General features: G+C 64.1%; 17 protein-coding genes. 5 read left to right on the forward strand and 12 right to left on the reverse strand.

The window, feature by feature from the left end; translation table 11 throughout:
* From ACY9XZ_RS09335 to ACY9XZ_RS09355, 5 genes are read right to left on the reverse strand one after another with little or no spacing between them, the layout of a single operon-like run.
* The gene (locus ACY9XZ_RS09335; RefSeq protein WP_463456757.1) at positions 1 to 1,317 is read right to left on the reverse strand and encodes an ABC transporter ATP-binding protein; all 1,317 of its coding nucleotides are present in this window, start codon (positions 1,315 to 1,317) and stop codon (positions 1 to 3) included.
* Complete coding sequence (locus ACY9XZ_RS09340; protein WP_463456758.1) at positions 1,310 to 2,485, reverse strand: ABC transporter ATP-binding protein; 1,176 nt, start codon at positions 2,483 to 2,485, stop codon at positions 1,310 to 1,312. Before ACY9XZ_RS09340 ends, ACY9XZ_RS09335 begins: the two co-directional genes overlap by 8 nt.
* On the reverse strand, positions 2,485 to 3,522 hold the full coding sequence (locus tag ACY9XZ_RS09345; protein WP_463456759.1) for an ABC transporter permease: 1,038 nt from the start codon (positions 3,520 to 3,522) through the stop codon (positions 2,485 to 2,487). Before ACY9XZ_RS09345 ends, ACY9XZ_RS09340 begins: the two co-directional genes overlap by 1 nt.
* 3 nt (positions 3,523 to 3,525) lie before the next feature.
* A complete protein-coding gene (locus ACY9XZ_RS09350; protein WP_463456760.1) occupies positions 3,526 to 4,479 on the reverse strand; it encodes an ABC transporter permease in 954 nt (317 codons plus the stop codon).
* Positions 4,476 to 6,428 (reverse strand): ABC transporter substrate-binding protein, encoded by a 1,953-nt coding sequence (locus tag ACY9XZ_RS09355; RefSeq protein WP_463456761.1) that lies wholly within the window; start codon positions 6,426 to 6,428, stop codon positions 4,476 to 4,478. The genes ACY9XZ_RS09350 and ACY9XZ_RS09355 overlap by 4 nt, the downstream gene beginning before the upstream one ends.
* A gap of 331 nt (positions 6,429 to 6,759) precedes the next feature.
* Between ACY9XZ_RS09355 and ACY9XZ_RS09360 the strand changes: the two genes are divergently transcribed.
* Entirely contained in the window at positions 6,760 to 8,421 is a 1,662-nt protein-coding gene (locus ACY9XZ_RS09360; protein ID WP_463456762.1) for an aldehyde ferredoxin oxidoreductase family protein, read from the forward strand.
* A gap of 155 nt (positions 8,422 to 8,576) precedes the next feature.
* Here ACY9XZ_RS09360 and ACY9XZ_RS09365 read toward each other — a convergent pair whose 3' ends face one another.
* From ACY9XZ_RS09365 to ACY9XZ_RS09375, 3 genes are all read right to left on the reverse strand, one after another.
* Entirely contained in the window at positions 8,577 to 8,903 is a 327-nt protein-coding gene (locus tag ACY9XZ_RS09365; protein ID WP_463456763.1) for a NifU family protein, read from the reverse strand.
* Between the two features lie 168 nt (positions 8,904 to 9,071).
* The gene (locus ACY9XZ_RS09370; protein ID WP_463456764.1) at positions 9,072 to 9,494 is read right to left on the reverse strand and encodes a metal-dependent transcriptional regulator; all 423 of its coding nucleotides are present in this window, start codon (positions 9,492 to 9,494) and stop codon (positions 9,072 to 9,074) included.
* Positions 9,495 to 10,196: 702 nt separating this feature from the next.
* Positions 10,197 to 11,105, reverse strand: a complete 909-nt coding sequence (locus ACY9XZ_RS09375) for a serine/threonine-protein kinase RIO2 (protein WP_463456765.1) — start codon at positions 11,103 to 11,105, stop codon at positions 10,197 to 10,199.
* A gap of 839 nt (positions 11,106 to 11,944) precedes the next feature.
* Between ACY9XZ_RS09375 and ACY9XZ_RS09380 the strand changes: the two genes are divergently transcribed.
* Positions 11,945 to 13,177, forward strand: coding sequence for a DolP-mannose mannosyltransferase (locus ACY9XZ_RS09380; RefSeq protein ID WP_463456839.1), 1,233 nt, complete (start codon positions 11,945 to 11,947; stop codon positions 13,175 to 13,177).
* 4 nt (positions 13,178 to 13,181) lie between these two features.
* Here ACY9XZ_RS09380 and ACY9XZ_RS09385 read toward each other — a convergent pair whose 3' ends face one another.
* The 4 genes from ACY9XZ_RS09385 to ACY9XZ_RS09400 form a co-directional block, all read right to left on the reverse strand.
* Complete coding sequence (locus ACY9XZ_RS09385; RefSeq protein ID WP_463456766.1) at positions 13,182 to 14,366, reverse strand: AI-2E family transporter; 1,185 nt, start codon at positions 14,364 to 14,366, stop codon at positions 13,182 to 13,184.
* A gap of 94 nt (positions 14,367 to 14,460) precedes the next feature.
* Positions 14,461 to 14,880, reverse strand: coding sequence for an acyl-CoA thioesterase (locus ACY9XZ_RS09390; RefSeq protein WP_463456767.1), 420 nt, complete (start codon positions 14,878 to 14,880; stop codon positions 14,461 to 14,463).
* Positions 14,877 to 15,401 (reverse strand): peptide-methionine (S)-S-oxide reductase MsrA, encoded by a 525-nt coding sequence (msrA, locus tag ACY9XZ_RS09395; protein ID WP_463456768.1) that lies wholly within the window; start codon positions 15,399 to 15,401, stop codon positions 14,877 to 14,879. Before msrA ends, ACY9XZ_RS09390 begins: the two co-directional genes overlap by 4 nt.
* A gap of 64 nt (positions 15,402 to 15,465) precedes the next feature.
* Positions 15,466 to 17,103: an NADH-quinone oxidoreductase subunit D gene (locus tag ACY9XZ_RS09400; RefSeq protein ID WP_463456769.1), complete on the reverse strand. Its 1,638-nt coding sequence runs from the start codon at positions 17,101 to 17,103 to the stop codon at positions 15,466 to 15,468.
* Between the two features lie 89 nt (positions 17,104 to 17,192).
* Between ACY9XZ_RS09400 and ACY9XZ_RS09405 the strand changes: the two genes are divergently transcribed.
* The 3 genes from ACY9XZ_RS09405 (at position 17,193) to ACY9XZ_RS09415 (ending at position 19,616) form a co-directional block, all read left to right on the forward strand.
* The gene (locus tag ACY9XZ_RS09405; RefSeq protein WP_463456770.1) at positions 17,193 to 17,870 is read left to right on the forward strand and encodes a helix-turn-helix domain-containing protein; all 678 of its coding nucleotides are present in this window, start codon (positions 17,193 to 17,195) and stop codon (positions 17,868 to 17,870) included.
* A 131-nt stretch (positions 17,871 to 18,001) separates the two neighbouring features.
* Complete coding sequence (locus ACY9XZ_RS09410; RefSeq protein WP_463456771.1) at positions 18,002 to 18,478, forward strand: cupin domain-containing protein; 477 nt, start codon at positions 18,002 to 18,004, stop codon at positions 18,476 to 18,478.
* Positions 18,479 to 18,821: 343 nt separating this feature from the next.
* Positions 18,822 to 19,616 (forward strand): lipoate--protein ligase family protein, encoded by a 795-nt coding sequence (locus tag ACY9XZ_RS09415; RefSeq protein ID WP_463456772.1) that lies wholly within the window; start codon positions 18,822 to 18,824, stop codon positions 19,614 to 19,616.
* The last annotated feature ends 72 nt before the right edge of the window (positions 19,617 to 19,688 follow it).

Here is a 19,688-nt window from a genome sequence, read left to right on the forward strand (position 1 = left end):
CTAGTGGCCCCGCGTCGGCGAATCCGGGTGGGCATCATCGTACAGCAGGCAGGCGATGCGGTGGCCCTCGCCGACGTCGAACAACGCGGGGTCGGTCCGCTCACAGGGGGATTCGAAGGCATCGTCCAGCGCCGCCCGCGCAGCCTCGAAGGCGTCGTCGCGGAGGCGGTCGATCACCGTCCCGAACACTTCTTCGGCCCCAGGGTCGCCGATCGGATCCGGGAGGCCGAACTCCGCGCGGACCCGCGTGTCGAGGGCCGACCGCGAGAGTTGGCCGAGGTCCTCGTCCTCGACGCCCTCCTGCACTGCGGTCACCGCTTTCAGCGAGTCGGCGCTCCGGAGCCGCTGTTTCAGGTCCATGAGCGCGCGCCACTCCGACTGGGCCATATCAGTCCCTTCAGGCTGGATGATTTCGGGACAGCGGGTGTGGAACCGACAGCCGGACGGGGGGTCAAGCGGCGACGGGACCTCGCCGGAGAGGAAGATCCGGTCGCCCTCCCAGCCGGGGTCCGGTTCCGGGATGGCCGACAGCAGTGCCTCGGCGTAGGGGTGGTACGGCGGCTGGAACACGTCCTCAGTGGGACCGACCTCGGCGAACTCACCTAAGTAGAGGACGCCCACGCGGTCGGAGATGTGTTCGACGACGGAGAGGTCGTGAGCGATGACGATGTACGAGAGGCCGAACTCGTCCTGCAGGTCCTCCAGCAGGTTCAGAATCTGGGCCTGGACGCTCACGTCAAGCGCCGAGACGGGTTCGTCACAGACGATGACTTCGGGGTTGACGGCGAGCGCGCGGGCGATGCCGATGCGCTGGCGCTGGCCGCCGGAGAACTCGTGGGGGTAGCGGTGGGCGTGCCGTTGGTTGAGTCCCACGGTTTCCAGCAGGTCTTTGACCCGTTCGGTCCGGGCCTCGCCCTCGGCGATGTCGTGGATATCCAGCGGCTCGCCGACGATGTCGCCGACCGTCAGCCGCGGGTTGAGGCTGGCGAAGGGGTCCTGAAAGATGTACTGGATGTCTTTCCGGAGCGCCCGCAGTCGGCTGTCGGAGGCCGCCGTCAGGTCCTCCCCCTTGTAGCGGACCGTTCCGGCAGTCGGTTCGATGAGCCGGAGCAGTGTCTGGGCGAGCGTGGTCTTGCCACAGCCGGATTCGCCGACGATGCCAAGTGTCTCGCCAGGGTACAGTTCCAGATCGACGCCGTCGAGCGCCTTGACTTCCCGGCTCCGGCCCAGCAACGTATCGACGATGCTCCCGCCGGACTCGTAGTACTTCGTGAGGTTCTCGACCGCCAGAATCGGGGAGTCGGCCGGTTTAGCCATCCTGTTGCCCTCCCGTATCGTCGCTGTCGTCCTGATCCAGCAGGTCTGCGTCGGTCTGGAGTGGGTCCGAGTCAGCGCGGAGCGGTTCCGAATCTGTGCGCCCGCTGCGGGGGTCGGGCTGGCTGTTGTCAGGCGGCGCGTCGCGACCCCGCACCTCGACCTCGTAATCCAGATCGCCGTCGAGGTCGCCGGTGTATGCCAGACAGGCCGCCGCTCGGTCGGAGAGGCCAACGCCGTCGCCGGTGTCGGGGTCGACGAGCGGCGGCTGCTTGCGCGTACACACCTCTTCGGCGAAGGGACACCGCGGGTGGAAGCTACAGCCAGAGGGGACCTCGACGAGGTCCGGCATGGTCCCCGGAATCGTCTGGAGCCGGTCCTGCCCGTCGCCGATACGGGGGATAGCGCTCATCAGCCCGACGGTGTAGGGATGTTTCGGGTCGTAGTACAGCTCCTCGACGGACGCCTTCTCGACGGCGCGGCCGGCGTACATCACCATCACTCGGTCACATAGCTCCGCGATGACCCCCAGGTCGTGGGTGATGAGTTGAATCGCCGTGTCGTACTCGTCGGCGAGGCGTTCGAGGCGGTCCAGGATCTTCGCCTCGATGGTCACGTCGAGCGCCGTCGTCGGCTCGTCGGCGATGAGGAGGTCGGGGTCACAGGACAGCGCCATCGCGATGACGACCCGCTGTTGCATGCCGCCGGAGAACTCGTGGGGGTAGTCGTCGTAGCGGGCCGCCGGTTCCGGGATACCCACGTCGTCGAGCAGGCGGATAGCCCGCTCGCGGGCGGCCGCGTCGCCGTAGTCGAGGTGGTGGCGGATCGCCTCGGCGATCTGCTCGCCGACGGTGTAGACGGGGTTGAGCGCGGTCCCCGCGTCCTGGAAGATCATCGCGATGTCGTTACCCCGCACGTCGCGCACGTCGGACTCGGACATCGACAGCAGGTCCTGGCCGTCGAACCGGACGGTCCCGCTCTCGATGCGACCGGGCTCCTCGATGAGGCCCATCACCGACAGCGCGGTGACGCTCTTGCCCGCCCCGCTCTCGCCGACGACGCCGAACTTCTCGCCGCGTTCGATGCGAAAGGAGAGGTCGTCGACGGCGGTGACGACGCCCTCCTCCGTGTAGAAATTCACCGTGAGGTCCTCGACTTCGAGCAGGGCCATCAGACCTCGCCCCCGCGGGCCACGTCCTCGCCCTCCTGTGCGTTGAGTGCGTCGTTGATGCCGTCGCCGATGAGGTTCATCGACATCACGAACAGGAAGATGGCGCCGCCGGGGAAGACGGTGACCCACCAGGGGATCGACCCGCCCGGCCCCTGAACGATGGTCTCGCGGGTCTGGTCCAGCATCGTGCCCCACTCGGCGGAACTGGGCGGGAGGCCCAGACCCAGGAAGCCAAGCGCCGCCACGCCGATGACGACGGTGCCGATGGAGAGCGAGGCCTGGACGATGAGCGGCGCGATGGCGTTTGGCACGACGTGCCTGAAGATGACACGGCGGTCCCGCGCCCCCAGTGCCTTCGCCGCCATCACGTACTCGTTTTCCTTGACTTTGAGAACCTCGCCGCGTATCAGCCGGGCGTAGCCCGCCCAGCCGATGGCGGTAAAGGCGAGCACCAGCTCCCAGTACCCCTTCCCGAGCACGGCGACGATAATCAGCGCCAGCAGGAGGCCGGGGAACGCGAAGATGAGGTCCAGTAGCCGCATCATCACCTCGTCGACCCAGCCGCCGTAGTAGCCGGCAATCGCGCCGTACACGAGGCCGATTGCGGCGGTGACGAAGACGACGATGAAGCCGATAGAGAGGCTGAACCGGCCGCCGTACAGCACGCGGGAGAACACGTCCCGCGCGGAGCCGTCGGTGCCAAAAGGGTGGGCCAGCGACGGGGCCTCGTAGGCGCTCACGTCCAGGCCCTGGGCGTACAGGATCGCACTCGGGTCGTACGGCGCGAGCGAGAACGGCTGGACCGTCACGCCCGCAATCGTGACCGGGCGAGCGAACAGCGCCAGCAGCGACATCGCGGCGACGACGTACAGCCCGAGCATCGCGCTGCGGTTCCGGCGGAACTCGCCCCAGGCGCGCTCCCAGCGGCGCTCGGTCTCGGTGTCTCTCGTCTCTGTCCAGTCAGACAGCGGTTCGCGGCGCTCGACGGCGTCGGCGTCGAACCCCGTTATCCGGATGCGTCCTCGGTCAGTGCTCATAGATTAGTCATAGCGGATCCGCGGATCTAACACGGCGTACATGATGTCTGCGAGTAGGTTCGCGAGGATGATCGTCACGCCGGTAAACAGCGTGATCGCCATAATCAGATCGACCTCGCGGCCGACGATAGCGCCGACGAAGGCCCGCCCCAGCCCGGGCCAGGCGAACACCTGCTCGACGACGACGGCCCCGGCGAAGATACTCGCGGTCAGGAACGCGGCGATGGTGGTCACCGAGATGAGCGAGTTCCGCAGGACGTGTTTCAACACGACCGTCCGCTCTGGCAGCCCCTTCGCCCGCGCCGCCGTGACGTACTCCTTGTTCATCTCCTCGGCCATCGACGACCGCATCACGCGCATCAGCGTCGCCGACGACGCCGTCCCGATGGTGACGCCCGGGAGGACGAGATACCACAGCATCTCGGCCGAGAGCAGCGGCTTGTCCGGGGCCAGCACCGGCCACAGGTCCAGCCAGAGCGCGAACACGAGGATGAGCATCAGGCCGAGCCAGAAGTTCGGCAGGGAGATGCCCGAGAGGGCGAACACCCGCGAGAGGTCGTCGCCCAGCGTGTCCTTGTTCACCGCGGCGTAGATGCCGGTCGGGATGGCGATGAGCAGCGCCACAGCCCAGCCGAACAGCCCCAGCGCGACGGTTTCGGGCAGCCGGGCCATGATGTAGGGCAGGACCGGCTGGTCGACGCTGATGACCGTGCCGAGGTCGCCCTGCAGGACGTTGCCCATCCACGTGAGGTACTGCTGCCAGACGGGGCCATCGAGGCCGTACCTGGCGCGTATCGCCGCCTCCTCGGCCGCCGAGATCTGCGGGTTCAGCGCGACCATCTGGTCGATGGGGTCCCCCGGCGTCAGGTGGACCAGCGCGAAGGTGAACACCGAGACGCCGAACAGTATCGGCACCGTCGCGGCCACGCGAACTGCGATGAAGCGTCTGAGGCTCATGACTCCCGGTCCAGGTACGCGACCTGCTGGTCCGTCGGGTCGTGAAGGCCGTACGGGAGAATCCCGCTGGAGAACGTGTACGTGTTGTGCCCGACGTAGTCGGTCGACAGCGACGACACGTTCGTCCCGAAGACGGTGTAGCTGTTGGGGGCCTGCTCGACGAGCCCGCGCCATACCTGGTCGTACTGCTCGCCGCGGAACTGCGGGTCCTCGACGGCCTCGACCGAGAACCGCGCCTCCGTCGCGATTTCGTCCAAGTCGGGCGTGTCGACCCGCTGGAAGTTACAGCACTGGCCGAAGTTGTCGATGGAGTTCACGGCGTCGTAGAAGCTCCCGGGGTTGAACGTCCCCGAGAGGCCGATGAGGACGATGTTGCCCTGCTGGTAGTACTCCGGGCCGAGAATGCGCTGGATGAAGGTCGTGAACTCGAAGGTCTCGACGTCGATGTCGAAAAACTCCGTGTTGCTCATCACCTGCGCGATGAGTTCGGCCTCGCGCACGCGGTCGTCGGAGGTGTTGGTCTCGATGGTCGCCTCGATGGGCGTCTCGACGCCGAGGTCGTCGACGGCCTCCCCCAGCAGTTCGGTCGCGGCCTCGGTGTCCTGTTCCGTTTGCGGGCGCAGTTCCTCGACCAGCGCCTCGTAGTCCGCTGACCCCTCTTCGGCGGCCAGTTCGGGCAGCGGCGTGTAGGCCGGGTTCCGGTACCCGTTGTAGATGTTCTCCGCGATCTGTGCGCGGGGAATCAGCTGATTGACCCCCCGGCGGATGCGCGGGTCGTCCCACGGCGGGACTGTGACGGGGTACTGGAGGAAGTTGTACGCCCCGGCGTTGGTCACGCTGAGCCGGTAGTCCTCCGAACTCCGGTACTCGCTGTACGTGTCGCTCGTGAGCCCGTAGGTGAGGTCGATCTCGTTGTTGTTGAGCGCGGCCGCGCGGGTCGCGTCGTCGGTGACGATGGAGACAGTGACCTCGTCGACGACCGGGCTCGTCGGGAATCCCTCGGGCCCGTCCCACCACTCCAAGGCGTCGAGGCCCAGGTCGTCCAGCCAGTAGTTGTCGAACGTGCTGAACTGGGCGCGCTGTTCGGCCTCGTAGGACTCGAACTCGAAGGGGCCGGTCCCGATGGGCGTCAGGTCGTTGCGCGGGTCCGCGCCGCTGTCGGGGTACCCCTCGATGTGCTCCATCGGGTACACCGTCGTCGGGAGCTGACTGTCGGCCTCGGCGTCGGGCTCCTGCCCGTAGATGTTGACGGTGTACTCGTCGACCGCTTCGGCATAGAGAAAGGAGTCGAAGGTCTGTGCGGAGATGGCGGAGTTCTCAAGCACTTCGTAGGAGCGGGCGACGTGCTCTGCGGTCATCTCCTCCCCGTTGTGGAACGTGACACCCTCGTGGAGTTCGGCCTGATACTGAATCCCGTAGGTTCCGTCTTCGACGGCATCGGGCGCTTCGTTGACGGTCAGCACTTCGCCGGCCTCGGGGTTCCTGATGATGATCTGGTCGTCGGCGACGAGGTTCCCCTCGTCGTCCGTCTCCGCCGACACCATGTACGGCTCGTAGGCTCCGTCCTCGACCTCCTGAACGTCTACCCGCTCCCACGTTCGCGCCAGCCACGGGTACACGGTCCCCGCTGCGTCCTGCGTGATAATGCTCTCGTAGATAAGCCCGTGGACGTTCCCGGCCGGCGCGCTGGTGCTGTAGGACGGGTCGAAGGAGTCGATGCCCGCGCCGAGGCCGAACCTGAGTGTCCCACCCTCCTGAATGTCGTCGACGGCGACCTCCGCCCGTTCTCGAACCGGGTCGAGGCTCTGGCCGCCTCCGCTTTCGCCGTCCCCTGTACCGTCGCTTCCGGTGTTACAGCCGGCGAGCGCCACTACCGTCGACGCGCCCGCCGTCTTGAGGACGCGGCGTCGCGATACTGTACCCGTATCGGCATCTGCGTCATCAGACATTCACATCTACCTCGAAACTTATGTACTGTGTTGGCTTCCCACACACTTATAGCATGACGACGCCGGTGGTTCAGAAACTCGGCGGTACCACCGGACAGCGGCGGTCTGTGTGTGGTTTTCGGTCGACTGTCCACGTGGGGATCTGTCCCTGCTCGACTGACCGGAAACGCGGGCGCTCTCAGTCGGAGAGCGCAAATCCAGCCAGCCGCGCACACTCGGCGGTATCGGCCGCAGTGAAACCATAGCAATATCCCGTCGCCGTCCCTTGATTAATCCGCCGGTACCGGCAGCCGGCACAACCGCTAAGTCCGTGTATGCATGAGAAATGTTAATGATACATTCAGCGGGGCCGCTGTTGACGGTTGACCTCACTGCCGGCGAAGCCACCACGGCGGAAATCGACAGCATCCTCGAACAGTATCTCGGCGGCCGCGGCGTCGGCACGCGGCTGGCCCACGAGCGTATCCCCTTCGACGTGGATCCGCTGGGTGCGGAGAACCGACTGGTGTTCTCCACGGGGCCGATGCAGGCCGCACAGATGAGCTTCACCGGTCGGATGAACTGCACCGGCGTCTCGCCGCTGACCGACGGCTTGCTCTCCTCGAACGCCGGCGGCTTCATGTCCCGGAACTTCGCCGACACGGGGTACAGTGCCGTCGAACTCACCGGCCAGAGCGACGACCTCGTCATCGTCCACGTGCGCGACGACGGGGTCGAGTTCGAGGCCGTCCCGGACCTTGCCGGCGCGACCGTCCCCGAGACGCTGGACTACCTCGACGCTGAACACGGTATCGAGTCGGATCAGACGGCCGTTATCGGTCCGGCCGGCGAGAACCAAGTTCGATTCGCGTCCATCATGACGAGCGCGGAGCGGGCCTTCGGCCGCGGCGGCCTCGGCGCGGTCATGGGTGCGAAAAACGTCAAGGGACTCACGTTCGCGGGCGACTCCCCGCCGGACATCGAGATCTCGGCGATGCAGATGGACATCCACCGGGAGGCCGCGACGGAGGACCACATCATGAAGCGACAGGGCACTGTCTCGGTGATGGACCTCGCCAACGAGGTCAACGGCCTCCCCTCCTACTACTTCTCCGAGCAGTCCTTCGACGGTGTCGAGGGGATCAACGGCGACGCCGTCGAATCGAAGAAGTACAAGAAAGGGACCTGCTCGGCGTGTGCCTTCGCCTGCAAGCTTCCGACGCGGGACGAGGAGCGCGGCGTCGAAACTGAGGGTCCCGAGTTCGAAGTGGCGATGGCCTTTGGCTCGAACGCCGGCGTCGACGACATCGTGGACGTGATGCAGTCAAACGAACTGTGTGACCGCCTCGGGATGGACGCCATCTCCGCCGGCAACACCGTCGCGGCCTACCTCGACAGCGCGGACGCTTTCGGCGACACCGAGATGATTCACGAGACCGTCGAGAAAATCGCTCACCGGGAGGGCATCGGCGACACGCTCGCCGAGGGCATCGACCGCTGTTACGACGACCTCGGCGTCGAGAACTGGACGGTCAAGGGGATGGACTTCGCGGCCCACGAGGGCCGGGTGCTCCACGGGCAGGGCCTCTCCTATGCCGTCGCCAACCGCGGCGCAGACCACATGTACGCGACGTTTTACTCCGTCGAGTATCCGCTCGTCCCCGACGATCAGGCGGTCGCTCCGGAGGGGACGCTCGGGAAAGCCGACGTACTGGTCGAGCGGGAGAACCTGATGGCACTGAACGACAGCGGCGTCGTCTGCAAGTTCTCCCGGGACTTCATGACGCCCGAGCGCTACGAGCAGCTCTTCGATGCCGATTTCAGGGACCTGCTGGCCGTCGGCGCTCGCACCGTGACGCTCGAACGCCACTTCAACAATCAGCGCGGCTTCGACCGGGGGGACGACACGCTGCCGTACGATCTCCCGTCGTTCGAGGCAGCGCTGGACGAGTACTACGACGCGCGGGGCTGGTCCGCGGACGGCGTCGTTCCCGAGAGTGCGCTACCGGTCTAATTTCGGTGTCGGAACTCGCTCGGGGGAGCTGCGTGGCTCGATTCGAGCATTAGACCACTTTGGACTGACAGGGAGTGTGGTCGGTGGGCCGAGAAGTCCCGGTCAAGACATCGGGAAAACGGGGCTACAACGGTGACCTCCGTGACGAGGGGGCTTCAGAACGGCGGGCTGTAATCCTCGTACTCGTCCATCTCTTCCATGTCCTCGGTCTTCGAGGGCATGACAGCGGCACGGGGGCCACCGGATCGGACCACTTCCACGTTTTCAAGCCCGTCAACGCTCTCGGGGAGCTGTCGCTTGATCGCCTTCATCGTCATCGGCGCGATGCCACACCCCGAACACGCACCGCCGATAGCAACGGTAGCTGTGCCGTCGCTCTCGTCAACCTCACGCACTTCGAAGTTGCCGCCGTGCTGCTGGATCTGCGGGACGTTGTTGCTCAAGTAATTCCGCGTCTGTCGTTCGAGGCTTTCAGCGCTCATGACAGTTCCATCTACGCGCCATCATATCATAAATCTGTGGTTTTCGGAGGGCCTAAAATATCGGCATCTAGGCCGTAGGAAGCCTATTTTTTGGCCAACCGAATGTTTAGTATACTTCTTCTGGTATTTTTCGCATAGCCTAAAACAGGCCATGCTCGGGCACCCCGTTCAAGCGGTGTCCCCATCGCCGGGTCTCGAACCTGAACCGGCAGCCTCCTGTATACTCTCCGCTCCGCCTTCACACGGCAGCGTAGCCGCTAGCCGCTCTGCGACCACCGGGCTGACCAGACCGGCCAGCTCCATCGCTTCCGACTCGTGATCGTCGAGGTCCAGCACACCCCGAAAGAACCACGAGACAGTCACGTAGGTCTCGTGTAACTCCGCGGCCTCCTCGCGCCCAGATTCGGTCAGCGTCACCCCCTCGTATGGCTCGTAGGAGACGAGACCCTCGTCTGCGAGCCGCTGACACATCTCTGTTACTGCCGCCGGCGACCGGTCGACCATCCCTCCCAGGTCCCCGGGCGAGACAGGCGGTTCGTCCCGGTGCTGGGCGATGTAGATCGCCAACAGGTACTGCGGAGCCGAACTCATCGCTCCGGTGCACCTGTGCCGTCTCCGCCGCGTGACCCGGTATCGCTCGTCGCTTCCACTGTCGAGCACCTGCCGGCGCCGAAGGCTACCGTGTCGGCCCAGGTCCACAGTTGAGCGCGTGCCTGTGGTGGGCTGTCAGCCATCGTCGGACTCTCCTGCCGTGTCAGCGGGATGTTGATGGGCATCACTCAGCGGTCCCCGTGACTGTCGTCCACAACGCACTAGCGGTCGGACAGTTACATGCCGTCGGACAGTTCCGGAGACGGCCCGCTAGCGTCTGGCGGCCGTTTCCCGAACGTGCTGGAGACGGTCGATCGGTAGTCAACCCGGGAAAGGACTGGTTCATTACCGGTCCCTGATAGGAAGCTCGCCGTGTCTGTGTCCTGTACACAGTACCGTCGTCTGCCATATGATTTAGGCCTGCCTAACAATACAAAACCCCTGCGATTTTTAGGATGACCTAATTCGAAAGGTGAGCTGTCCGTGGTCCGGGAACAGCGTGGTGTGCCGGTGAACTGACCCCAGAACGCGGACAGTCGGCTTTCCCGTTGGCAGAGACGCCCTCGCCACCCCTGCTTTGGAGTACCCGACGCTGATTTACTGGATTTGATATCGCGATATATGATTTACGACTGGAATGCTGGGATAGCCCCGGCTCAGTTCCGAACAGCGAAAAAGCGATCCGTAGCGGCTAACACGCCACTACTCAACGAATTCAGTGATAGAATCGAACGAGTCGGCCGCCAGCCGCTCGGCGACCGCCTTCCTGTCAACATTCCTGATGTCTTGCGGGTACTTCCGCTCGAAATAGCTCAGGATGTTCTCGACGTCCCTGGTCAACAGTTCCCTGGCGTTTTCGTGGTCGGTCGGGACAGCCTGTGGCCAGTCGAAGACGACCACGCCCTCGTTCGTGACGAAGACGTTGTACTCGCTCATGTCCGCGTGGACGTACCCCTCTCGGTAGGCCGTCTGCATCTCGTCGAGCACGAGATCCAGAATCGGTAGCACCTGTTCCGATTCGAGTTTCGTCCGGGAGAGCTCGACGCCATCGATTTTCTCCATTACGATGGCATGCCGGTTCGTGTCGATGGGTTGGGGGACCGATACGTCCGGATACAGGGTTTCGAGGGCGTCGTACTCCCGCTCTGCGGCCTTCCGAGCAGTGTAGAGCCAGGAGACGTGGTCGCGGTCGGCGGTGTACTCCCGCTCTTTCATCACTTCGCGGAAGTTGGTGTACCCCTCGCGGTGGTATTTCAGCGCCACCGGCTTGTACGACTGGGCCTCGTACACGTCGCTCTCTTTGCCCACGCCCAGCGGCGAGCCGACTCCTTCGATAGTGTCTCGCTCGGCGAAGGTATGCAGCGCGAGCGTATCGTACCCCTCGAAAGTGAGTTTGAAGCCCTCGTACTGGATGGTCTTTCGTTCGACCAGCCCCCGGTCCGCACACCGGTCGAGCCGGTAGTCGACGTCTTCCGTCGTCAGCCGGGAGAACTCGGTCAACTTCTCGCGGGCGACGTACTCCGAGAACCGCATTCCCTGTTCGACGCCAGAGAGCAGATGGAAGTCCTCGGGTTCCAGCTCCGCCATCACTGAAGCCACGTTCTGGACCATTAGGCTTCTCTACTCGGCCGACTGGTAAAAGGCCGACGCGTTCGGTGGCTGGCAGTAATAAATCAGTGATCGCTATACGAAACTACTGTATCGGTTCCGCCGTTGGTCGATTTGCTTCGGAGTCTAACTGTGCCGACCCATGCCTACTGGTCAAACGGGTCGGGCTCTGGACGGTGTTTGGGCCGTATAGCTACTCGTGCCGATCTGCCGTTTCCGAACACGGTTCGGGTATGGTTGCACTGAGTAGAGTGGAGCGGATTTCACACGTTTCTGCGGTGCTGTTTCACTCAAAACCTATGCGGGATAGCCGAACTACTACTTCGGCACCGTGTGTTTCCGCTATTTCGCGGCAAAATCGGTTCCGCCTCGATATCCCGGTCAGTAGGAACAATTTACCCACATATTCACACATTGCTGTAGTGATATTATTGGTTGGGTATCACTGTTGTACCGCTGCTTCCGTAGCTCAAAACACGATTGATTAAGCAGGAAACCGGGATTCGAACGCCTCAATTGTGTCCTCCCCATACGGTGTATCTGAAAGGTGTGGTAAGTTTAGCCTCAATCTGAAAACACGGTCCTAACCACGGTGACTGTATATGTAATGCGGACGGCAAATCCTTTCAAATACGGTATGTGTTCTAAATTACTCTCTACTTTTGGTCACCTGCACACAAACATGTCGCGTGAGCAGACGACATAAAGACCGACTCAGAGATCTGCTTCGCTCGCTTGCCCTCCATCCCCGCGATCGACGGCTCGCGTTTCCGGTATTGTTTGCCGTCGGCACAGAACTGTACTTTTTCCTGACGATCACACTCGATTTCGCTCGACCGCCGATGGCGCCCGACGCCGGTATTTTCCAGCATCTCGGCTGGTATTTGACGCGAGGCGGTCGGTTGTACGCCGACGCCTGGGAACCGAAGTTCCCGTTGTCCTACGAGACGACCGGGTTACTGGCACTGCTGTCTGGCGGCGATATGTACCGACTTCACCTTCTCAGTGTTGTGCTAATGATCGCTGCGGTGTGTGCAGCCGTCGGACTCGTCGTGATACTCGTTTACGACATCACTGGCGACGATTTCGCCGCGCCGCTGGCCGGTCTCTCCATGTTCCTGTTGCCGGGATTCGCCGTCCGGCCGGCGTATGGATTCAAAGCGAAATATCTCCTTCTCCTCTGTGGGTTGCTGGCTATCTATCTGTATACGCACGGGTATCCGGCACTGAGCGGTGTTGCTGCGGCGGCCAGCGTGGGATACTGGCAGGCCGCGGCCATCTTCCCGCTGATCGTGGTCGGGCTGGCGATCCAACAGCGCGACACGCGGGCGCTCGAACGCGTCGTCGCCGGCGGCCTCGGTTTCACCGTCGTCATGTTGATGCCGGTGTTTCTCCTCTGGCACTCGGCCTCGGAGATGTTGGTTCAGGTTTTCCTCGTGCCGTTACAAACGGAGGAGCAGGCGTCGTTGTTCGCTCGCCTCGTCGCCGGCGTCGTCCACTTCAAATGGGCGTCACCGTTCGTCTTGCTCGGTGGACTCGGCCTCGCTCACACTGCTCGGTGTTGGCTCACGGGCCGTGACGACGTTGTCGGACCCACCGAGTGGTGGATTCCGGTCGGTGGGGCGTGGTTCGCGTTTCTGATACTCTTCGTTGATTTCGAGACCGGCGGTTACACTGACCTCATTCCGGGGCTCGCGTTCGTCGCAATCGGTCTCGGTATAACTGCCGCGACGCTCCGCGAGCGGCGAATGAAGCAGTATCTCGGCACCGCCCTCGCGCTGGTTCTCGTCGTGAACGTCGCCTTCCTCGGCAGCGTCGGCGCTGTCTTCACGCCCGTGGAGACGCCGGGGCCGGTGCCGATGTCGGATCTCGAAACCCACGACCTCCCACAGGCCTACGACGAGATCGAGCCGGTACCCGATGTCCGGTACGTCTACTGGCAACAGATCGAACCGTCGACGTGTCACTACCGGCTCTCGGTGATGGAACTGCGATGGCTCGACCGGATCGATGCGACACCGGATAGTCGCTGCCTCGACTTCGGGACCGCCAGAACCCGACTTGGGAACGGGTAGCCCGTTACGACTCCGGGGAGTCGTATTCGGAGAGCGACGTCTGCGTCGTTTCGACCGAGCCCGTAATGATGTAGGGGACGACGATGTAGAAGAACTGAACGACCAGCACCAGCAGAATCGGGCCCAGGAAGATGCCGTAGAACCCGAACGCGATAGGGCCGAGGATGTACGCGAACATCAACAGCCCGACGTGGGTCAGATCGCCGCTGACGTAGGGTCGAATCACGAAGTCCGGAATCGTGTCGACGACGACCAGCGTGACAAGGAGGAATGCGAGGACCCACACCAGCGCGACCGTCTGTCCCGCGACGATTGCCGACACCGCGAGCAGCGCGGCCACGGGGACGTAGACGATCTTCATCCCGACGACGGGAATCAGGCTGCCGACACCGGTCAGCGCGCCGACGAGTGGAGCGAAGGGGATCTGTACCGAGTCGGGGGCGACCAGATTATACAGCGAGAACACGAGGATGCCGATGACCCCTGTTACCAGGGCGTTCAGGATGTTGCCGAACAGTATCGAGGAGAGTTCATCGTCGACCACCGCCGCGTACTCACGGAGGACACCCGACCCGTCGAAGGTGTCGAGGAACCAGCCGACGAGCCGCGGTCCGTCGGTGAGCAGGTAGTACGTTCCGGCGAACATGATGAACACGCGCAACAGCACGGTCGTGAGCAGACTGAGTGAGCCGACGAGCGTATCGGAGACACGCCCCAGCCACGACTGCACCGTCTCGTTTCGCAGCAACTCGAACAGCTCGGCCGGTCCCATCGTCAGCAGGTCCCCGAGGCCGAGGCCCGCCAGTGGTCCGGGCGGCCCCTCTCCCGGAAGGTCCTGGAACTGGGAGAGGTACGCCGCGCCCAGGCCGCCCTCGCCGAAGAAATCCTGCAGTTCCGGGACGACGAGGAAGAACGTATAGCCCACCAGGAGGACGAACGGCAGCAGGAAAAAGAATATCGTCGCGGCCGCGTGGACCTGCTTCTTGTAGGGCAGGGCCCGCTTGGCGAGTGGCTCGGGTAGCGGAAGCTTCGCGAGCCGTCGGTAAATCGGTCGGCTGGCGTAGTACAGGAAGACGGTAAACACGAGCGTCGGGAGGAACTCGGACAGGACGAGTCCGACCACGAGGAGGAGTCCCACGCCCGCGAGGGCAAGGAGAACACGCCGCCCGAGGTCGGTACTATATTCCATATGTTTTCAATACAACATTTGGATGAAAAATAAAACCACCGGTCAGGGCGGTGCATTTCGGGACAGACCGGCTGTCAGTATCCGGGAACTACCGTTACAGCCCTTCGAACTGCGTGATCGCGCTCCGCCAGTCTTCGGGAATCGGGCGCGAGGATTCCGCGTCGCGGTCGTACGTGACGACGGTCGTCTCACCGGCCGCAGCCACACCGTTCTCGGTCCGGACCTCGTACTCGAAGGGGAAGCTCTTCTCGCCCAGACGGGGGACTCGGACAGCAACGGCGACGGAGTCGCTGATATGGACCGGCTGGATGTAATCGACTTCGAGGTTCGCGATGACGATGCCTGTGCCCGACTCGCTGCCCGAGAGCAGCGCTTCGCCGGCATTGACCACGTCGTCCAGGTAGTCGATACGAGCCTCCTCGAAGTAGGTCGCGTACGTCGCGTTGTTGACGTGGCCGTACGTATCGATGTCCGTGTACCGGACCTCGACGTCGGTCGTGTACTCGAAGCTCATCCGAGCAACTCCGCGTGTTTCTGTTTGAGCTTCTCGATTTTCGGCGGGATGGTCATTTGACAGTAGCTCTGGTTCGGGTTCTTCTCGAAGTAGTCCTGGTGGTACTCCTCGGCGGGGTAGAACGCCTCCAGTGGCTCGACTTCGGTGACGATGTCACTGTCGTAGCCGGGCTGGATCTCCTCGATGAGCGCCTCGACGGTTTCGCGCTGGGTCTCGTCGTGGTAGAACACGGCCGAGCGGTACTGCGTGCCAACGTCGTTGCCCTGCCGGTCCTTCGTCGTGGGGTTGTGCGTCGTGAAATGAACCGCGAGCAGGTCCTCGTAGCTCACTTTATCCGGGTCGTAGGTGAGCTGTACGCACTCTGCGTGGCCTGTCTCCTCGCGGCAAACCGCCTCGTAGCTGGGGTCGGCGGCGTGGCCGCCGGCGTAGCCCGACACCACCTCGGTCACGCCGTCGATCTGCTTGAACACTGATTCCGTACACCAGAAACAGCCGCCCGCGAATGTCGCTTGTTCAGTCATCACCGGACGTACGTGCCCGGCGTACAAAACTCACTGGCCGAGTGTGGCGCGGACGGCCCTGCGCCTACCGGTCGACCTCACCCATGATGGTGTCCAGACTGCCTATCGTCGCCACGAGGTCTGGAACGTACTCACCGCGGGCCATCTCGGAAAGCGCCTGGACGTGCGAGAAGGAGGGGCCGCGGATCTTGAACCGCGCGGGGGAGTCCGTCTCGTCCGAGCGAATGTAGATGCCGAGTTCGCCCTTCGCGGCTTCGACGGCGCGGTAGATCTCCTTGTCGGCGTCGGGCCGGAGCGTGCGGGGGACGTTCGCCTGTATCTCCCGGTCGTCCTCCGGCCAGTCCTCCAGCAAGTCGACGCACTGGCCGATGATCTTCGCCGATTCCTCCACTTCGCGCAGGCGCACGAGCAGGCGCGCGAAGTTGTCGCCGCCCTCTTCGGTGACGACTGACCAGTCGAGTTCGTCGTAGTAGCCGTAGGGGTCGTCGCGCCGGAGATCGTAGTCGATGCCGGAGGCCCGCGCGACCGGGCCGGTACAGCCGTAGGCCTTCGCGGTCTCTGCCGAGAGGTGGCCCGTGTCGACCGTCCGCAGTTGGAGGATCTCGTTGCCGGTGAGCATGTCGTGGTACTCCGTGAGTTTGTGGGGGAGGTCGTCGAGAAAGGAGCGTATCTTCTCGAAGAACGCCTCGCGAGGCTCGGGCAGGTCCCAGGCGACGCCGCCCAGCCGGAGATAGTTGAACATCAGCCGCTGGCCGGTGAGGTCTTCGAGGATGTCCTGGACGAGTTCGCGATCCCGGACCCCCCACTGGAAGGTGGCGGTGAACTCCCCGACCACGTCCAGCGCGTAGGTCGCGACCGCGAGCATGTGCGAGAGGATGCGCGAGAGTTCGCCGCCCATCGTCCGGATGACCTGCGCGTACTCGGGCACCTCGATGTCGGCGAGGTCCTCGGCCGCGCGGGCGTAGGCCCACTCGTTCAGCAGGCCGGCCCCGCCCCAGTCCCAGCGGTCCGGGTACGGCATGATCTGGTGGCGGTAGGTGCCCCTCTGGCACATCTGTTCCTCACACCGGTGGATGTAGCCGATATCGGGATCGACCGCCGCCACCTGCTCGCCGTCCAGTTGGACGTTCAGATGGAGGACGCCGTGGGTCGAGGGGTGGTGTGGCCCCATGTTGAGGTGCATCGTCTCCGGTCCCTCACGGTGGTCTTCGAGCAGTCGCTCGTGTTCGCGAAACGAGACGATCTGTGGCTGGTCCTGATTGTAGTCCCGGCCCAGCGGGTGGCCCTGCCACGTCTCGGGCAGGAGGATGCGCCGCAGGTCCGGATGGTCCTCGTACTCGATACCGACCAGGTCGTAGGCCTCCCGCTCGTGCCACGCCGCGGTCGGATAGACGGATGCGGCCGACTCGCTGGTCGGCGACTCCCGTGGTGTCGGGACGACGACCGAGAGCTCCTGGGTCGGATCGGCGTAGCGCCGCAGATGATATATCGTCTCGAACCGGTCGGCGTACTCCTGGGCCGTGACACAGGCACAGTGGTCCAGCCCGGCCTCGCTCCGGAGCATCGAGAGGACGTTCTGTACCTCGTCGGCACGGATGACGACGGCCGGGGCGTTCTCGTGGCGCTCGGTGGAGAGGACGTGGTCGGCAATCGGCTCGATCAGCGGATGGGTGTCGTCGGTGCGGTGGACTGTCTCGGCCATCTCCGTGGCCGCGTGTTCGCCGTCCGGGTGCCTCGGCCTGTGCCCTCACGGCCGAGGTTATTTTAAATACCCACTGGAACCCGTCCGGTATGAAATACGTCACGCTCTCGCTGTGGATGGGTCCCGAGATACGCCACCCGATGCACCAGTTCGTGATGGACCACGACGGCTACGAGGCGAGCTATCTCCTCCGGTGGAACGACATGGGTGCCGCGGTCCAGACCCTCCTCTTTCACGTCGACGGCTGGCCGGTCGAACCGTACCGGGAAGCCCTGGAACACGCCCCGAGGGTCACGGAGTACGCCCTCTCTCCCTGCCCTGACGACTCGTTTTACCTGTACGTGTGTGGCCGACCGACGGACTCCGATACGGACCTCATCGACGCGTTCACGCAGGCCGGTCTGGTCATCGTCTCGCCGGTCGCCTACCGCGACGACGGAACGGTCGGCCTCACGCTGGTCGGCCCAGGCGAGACAGTTCAGGAGGCCGTCGAGACGGCCCCAGACAGCGTCTCCGTCGATGTCCGCGAGGTCGGCGAGTACGACAGCCGACGGCTCGACACCGGGGCCGCGCTCACCGACCGCCAGTTCGAGGCCGTCGCCGCGGCCGTCGACTGTGGCTACTACGGCGACCCCCGCGAGGGCAGTGTCGACGATGTCGCCGACGTACTCGGCTGTGCGCCCGGAACCGCCGCCCAGCACCTCCGGAAGGCTGAAGCTCGCGTGATGGCTGACTTGCTTGACCAGCACAACGTATCAGTGGCGTAGTCCTGACTCACCGGGAATCGGCGACGCGGCTGCCTTCCCGAAAAACTATAAACTCCGGAACAGTGTCACTTAACGCTGGATTGGGAACACACCACAGGGCCGCTGTGGCCCGACCCAGGACGACACTGACAATGGACACAGTAACTCTCGACGACGTACCGATCGAACGGAACCCGATGCAGGTACACGACATCCGCAAGCCCGTTTCCCGCGAACTCGGGACCGAGCATTTCGCGGCGAACTACTTCGAACTCGAACCCGGGGACTCCTTCTCGGGAGCCCTCCATCGCCACCACGACCAGGAAGAGGTGTTCTACATCGAGCAGGGACAGACCACCTTCGAGGTCGGCCTCGACCGCGAGGAGGTCGACGTTTCGGGCGGCGAGCTCATTCGCTTCGAGCCCGGCGAGTTCCAGCAGGGGTACAACGCCGGCGACGAGCGCGTCGTCGGCTGGGCCTTCGGCGCGCCCGGGGCGAGCCACGACTGGGACGATCTGGAATCGAGAGCGCACTGCCCGGAGTGTGACGCGGAGACGACCCAGAGCGTCGCCATCGCCGACGGCCGGTTCGAACTCACCTGTACCGACTGCGGGCACGTTCAGGGATAGCAGTTAGTCGGTCGTTTTTGGCAAAGTAACGGCGAGTGAGAACGGCCAGAAATCCCCACCCGTAGCCGGTTTCGCAAACAACGTTGGGCGGGACTGAAAGGGGCGTTGTCGGCGCTGTGCGCCGACTGCTCGGGAGACCGCAGGTCTCCCGGTGGGCGGCTGAACTCGGGGGGCTCGCTGCGCTCCTCGTCACTCTCTCCGCTCGTTCCTGTGGTGCTTGCGTCGCCCGCCTTCGTTCAGCCGGTCGGGGCTTTCTGGCTCTTGGCACAACCAACAACGCCGTCAGCCATCCCAACCACTGCTAGCCCGCAATTCATATCGCATCGCGTCACGAAGCCCGGGTATGTCACTGGCCGATCTGGAGTGGCGCGTCATCGGCGAGGAAACACAGCCCGGACCGATGACCATGGCGCTGGAAGCGGCCGCTGCCGAAACCGTCGCTGCGGGCGGTCCGGCGACGGTGCGGGTGTACACCTGGCCCGACACGCTGTCGCTTGGCTACGGACAGGACCCGGACACGATCGACTGGGCGTTCTGCGAGTGCGAGGACATCGGGGTGACGCGCCGGCCCACGGGGGGCGGTGCGATCTACCACGACAGCGTGGCCGACATCTCCTACGGCATCATCGCACCGGCTGACGCGGTTCCGGGCGACCTCATGGAGTGCTACGAACAGTTCTGCGAGCCGGTGCTCGACGCGTTCGAGCGCATGGGTGTCGACGCCTCCTTCGCCGACGACGAGCGGGCAGCGATCCACCAGCCGGCCTGTTACCTGCGGCAACTCCATCCGGCCCACGATATCGTCGGCCCCGACGGCCGCAAGCTGAGCGGGAACGCCCAGTACCGCCAGAAAGACGCTGTCATCCAGCACGGTTCGTTGTCCGTTTCGCTACGCCCGGAGCGGCACTGCGGCTGTTTCACTGCCGATCCCGATCCGGAGCGGTTCGCGGAGCGCGTCGGGGCGATAGACGAGTACGCCGATATCGACCGCGCCGAGGCCGTCGAGACGCTCCGCTCAACACTGGCGGAGTGGGTCGATGCGACGGAGGGCTCGTGGACGGACGACGAACTCCCCCGCGCACGCGAGCACGCGAGGGAGAGATACGACGCAGACGAGTGGATTCGACGGTCGCCCTGACGCTGGCGGTGCGGTCCTGCGTTGACGGGCACACCGGCCCGCCACGAGCCGCGTACTAACCTGAAATATCGG

This window comes from Haloarcula sp. HT12 (assembly GCF_055271655.1).

Bases quoted from the DNA above. Each gene is read 5' to 3' on its own strand.
- ACY9XZ_RS09365 (WP_463456763.1), bottom strand. From the start codon at position 8,903: ATGAGCGCTGAAAGCCTCGAACGACAGACGCGGAATTACTTGAGCAAC.
- ACY9XZ_RS09370 (WP_463456764.1), bottom strand. From the start codon at position 9,494: ATGAGTTCGGCTCCGCAGTACCTGTTGGCGATCTACATCGCCCAGCAC.
- ACY9XZ_RS09345 (WP_463456759.1), bottom strand. From the start codon at position 3,522: ATGAGCACTGACCGAGGACGCATCCGGATAACGGGGTTCGACGCCGAC.
- ACY9XZ_RS09380 (WP_463456839.1), top strand. From the start codon at position 11,945: ATGGCGCCCGACGCCGGTATTTTCCAGCATCTCGGCTGGTATTTGACG.
- ACY9XZ_RS09405 (WP_463456770.1), top strand. From the start codon at position 17,193: ATGAAATACGTCACGCTCTCGCTGTGGATGGGTCCCGAGATACGCCAC.
- ACY9XZ_RS09350 (WP_463456760.1), bottom strand. From the start codon at position 4,479: ATGAGCCTCAGACGCTTCATCGCAGTTCGCGTGGCCGCGACGGTGCCG.
- ACY9XZ_RS09385 (WP_463456766.1), bottom strand. From the start codon at position 14,366: ATGGAATATAGTACCGACCTCGGGCGGCGTGTTCTCCTTGCCCTCGCG.
- ACY9XZ_RS09375 (WP_463456765.1), bottom strand. From the start codon at position 11,105: ATGGTCCAGAACGTGGCTTCAGTGATGGCGGAGCTGGAACCCGAGGAC.
- ACY9XZ_RS09400 (WP_463456769.1), bottom strand. From the start codon at position 17,103: ATGGCCGAGACAGTCCACCGCACCGACGACACCCATCCGCTGATCGAG.
- ACY9XZ_RS09410 (WP_463456771.1), top strand. From the start codon at position 18,002: ATGGACACAGTAACTCTCGACGACGTACCGATCGAACGGAACCCGATG.
- ACY9XZ_RS09340 (WP_463456758.1), bottom strand. From the start codon at position 2,485: ATGGCCCTGCTCGAAGTCGAGGACCTCACGGTGAATTTCTACACGGAG.
- ACY9XZ_RS09355 (WP_463456761.1), bottom strand. From the start codon at position 6,428: ATGTCTGATGACGCAGATGCCGATACGGGTACAGTATCGCGACGCCGC.
- ACY9XZ_RS09415 (WP_463456772.1), top strand. From the start codon at position 18,822: ATGTCACTGGCCGATCTGGAGTGGCGCGTCATCGGCGAGGAAACACAG.
- ACY9XZ_RS09360 (WP_463456762.1), top strand. From the start codon at position 6,760: ATGATACATTCAGCGGGGCCGCTGTTGACGGTTGACCTCACTGCCGGC.
- ACY9XZ_RS09335 (WP_463456757.1), bottom strand. From the start codon at position 1,317: ATGGCTAAACCGGCCGACTCCCCGATTCTGGCGGTCGAGAACCTCACG.
- msrA (WP_463456768.1), bottom strand. From the start codon at position 15,401: ATGACTGAACAAGCGACATTCGCGGGCGGCTGTTTCTGGTGTACGGAA.
- ACY9XZ_RS09390 (WP_463456767.1), bottom strand. From the start codon at position 14,880: ATGAGCTTCGAGTACACGACCGACGTCGAGGTCCGGTACACGGACATC.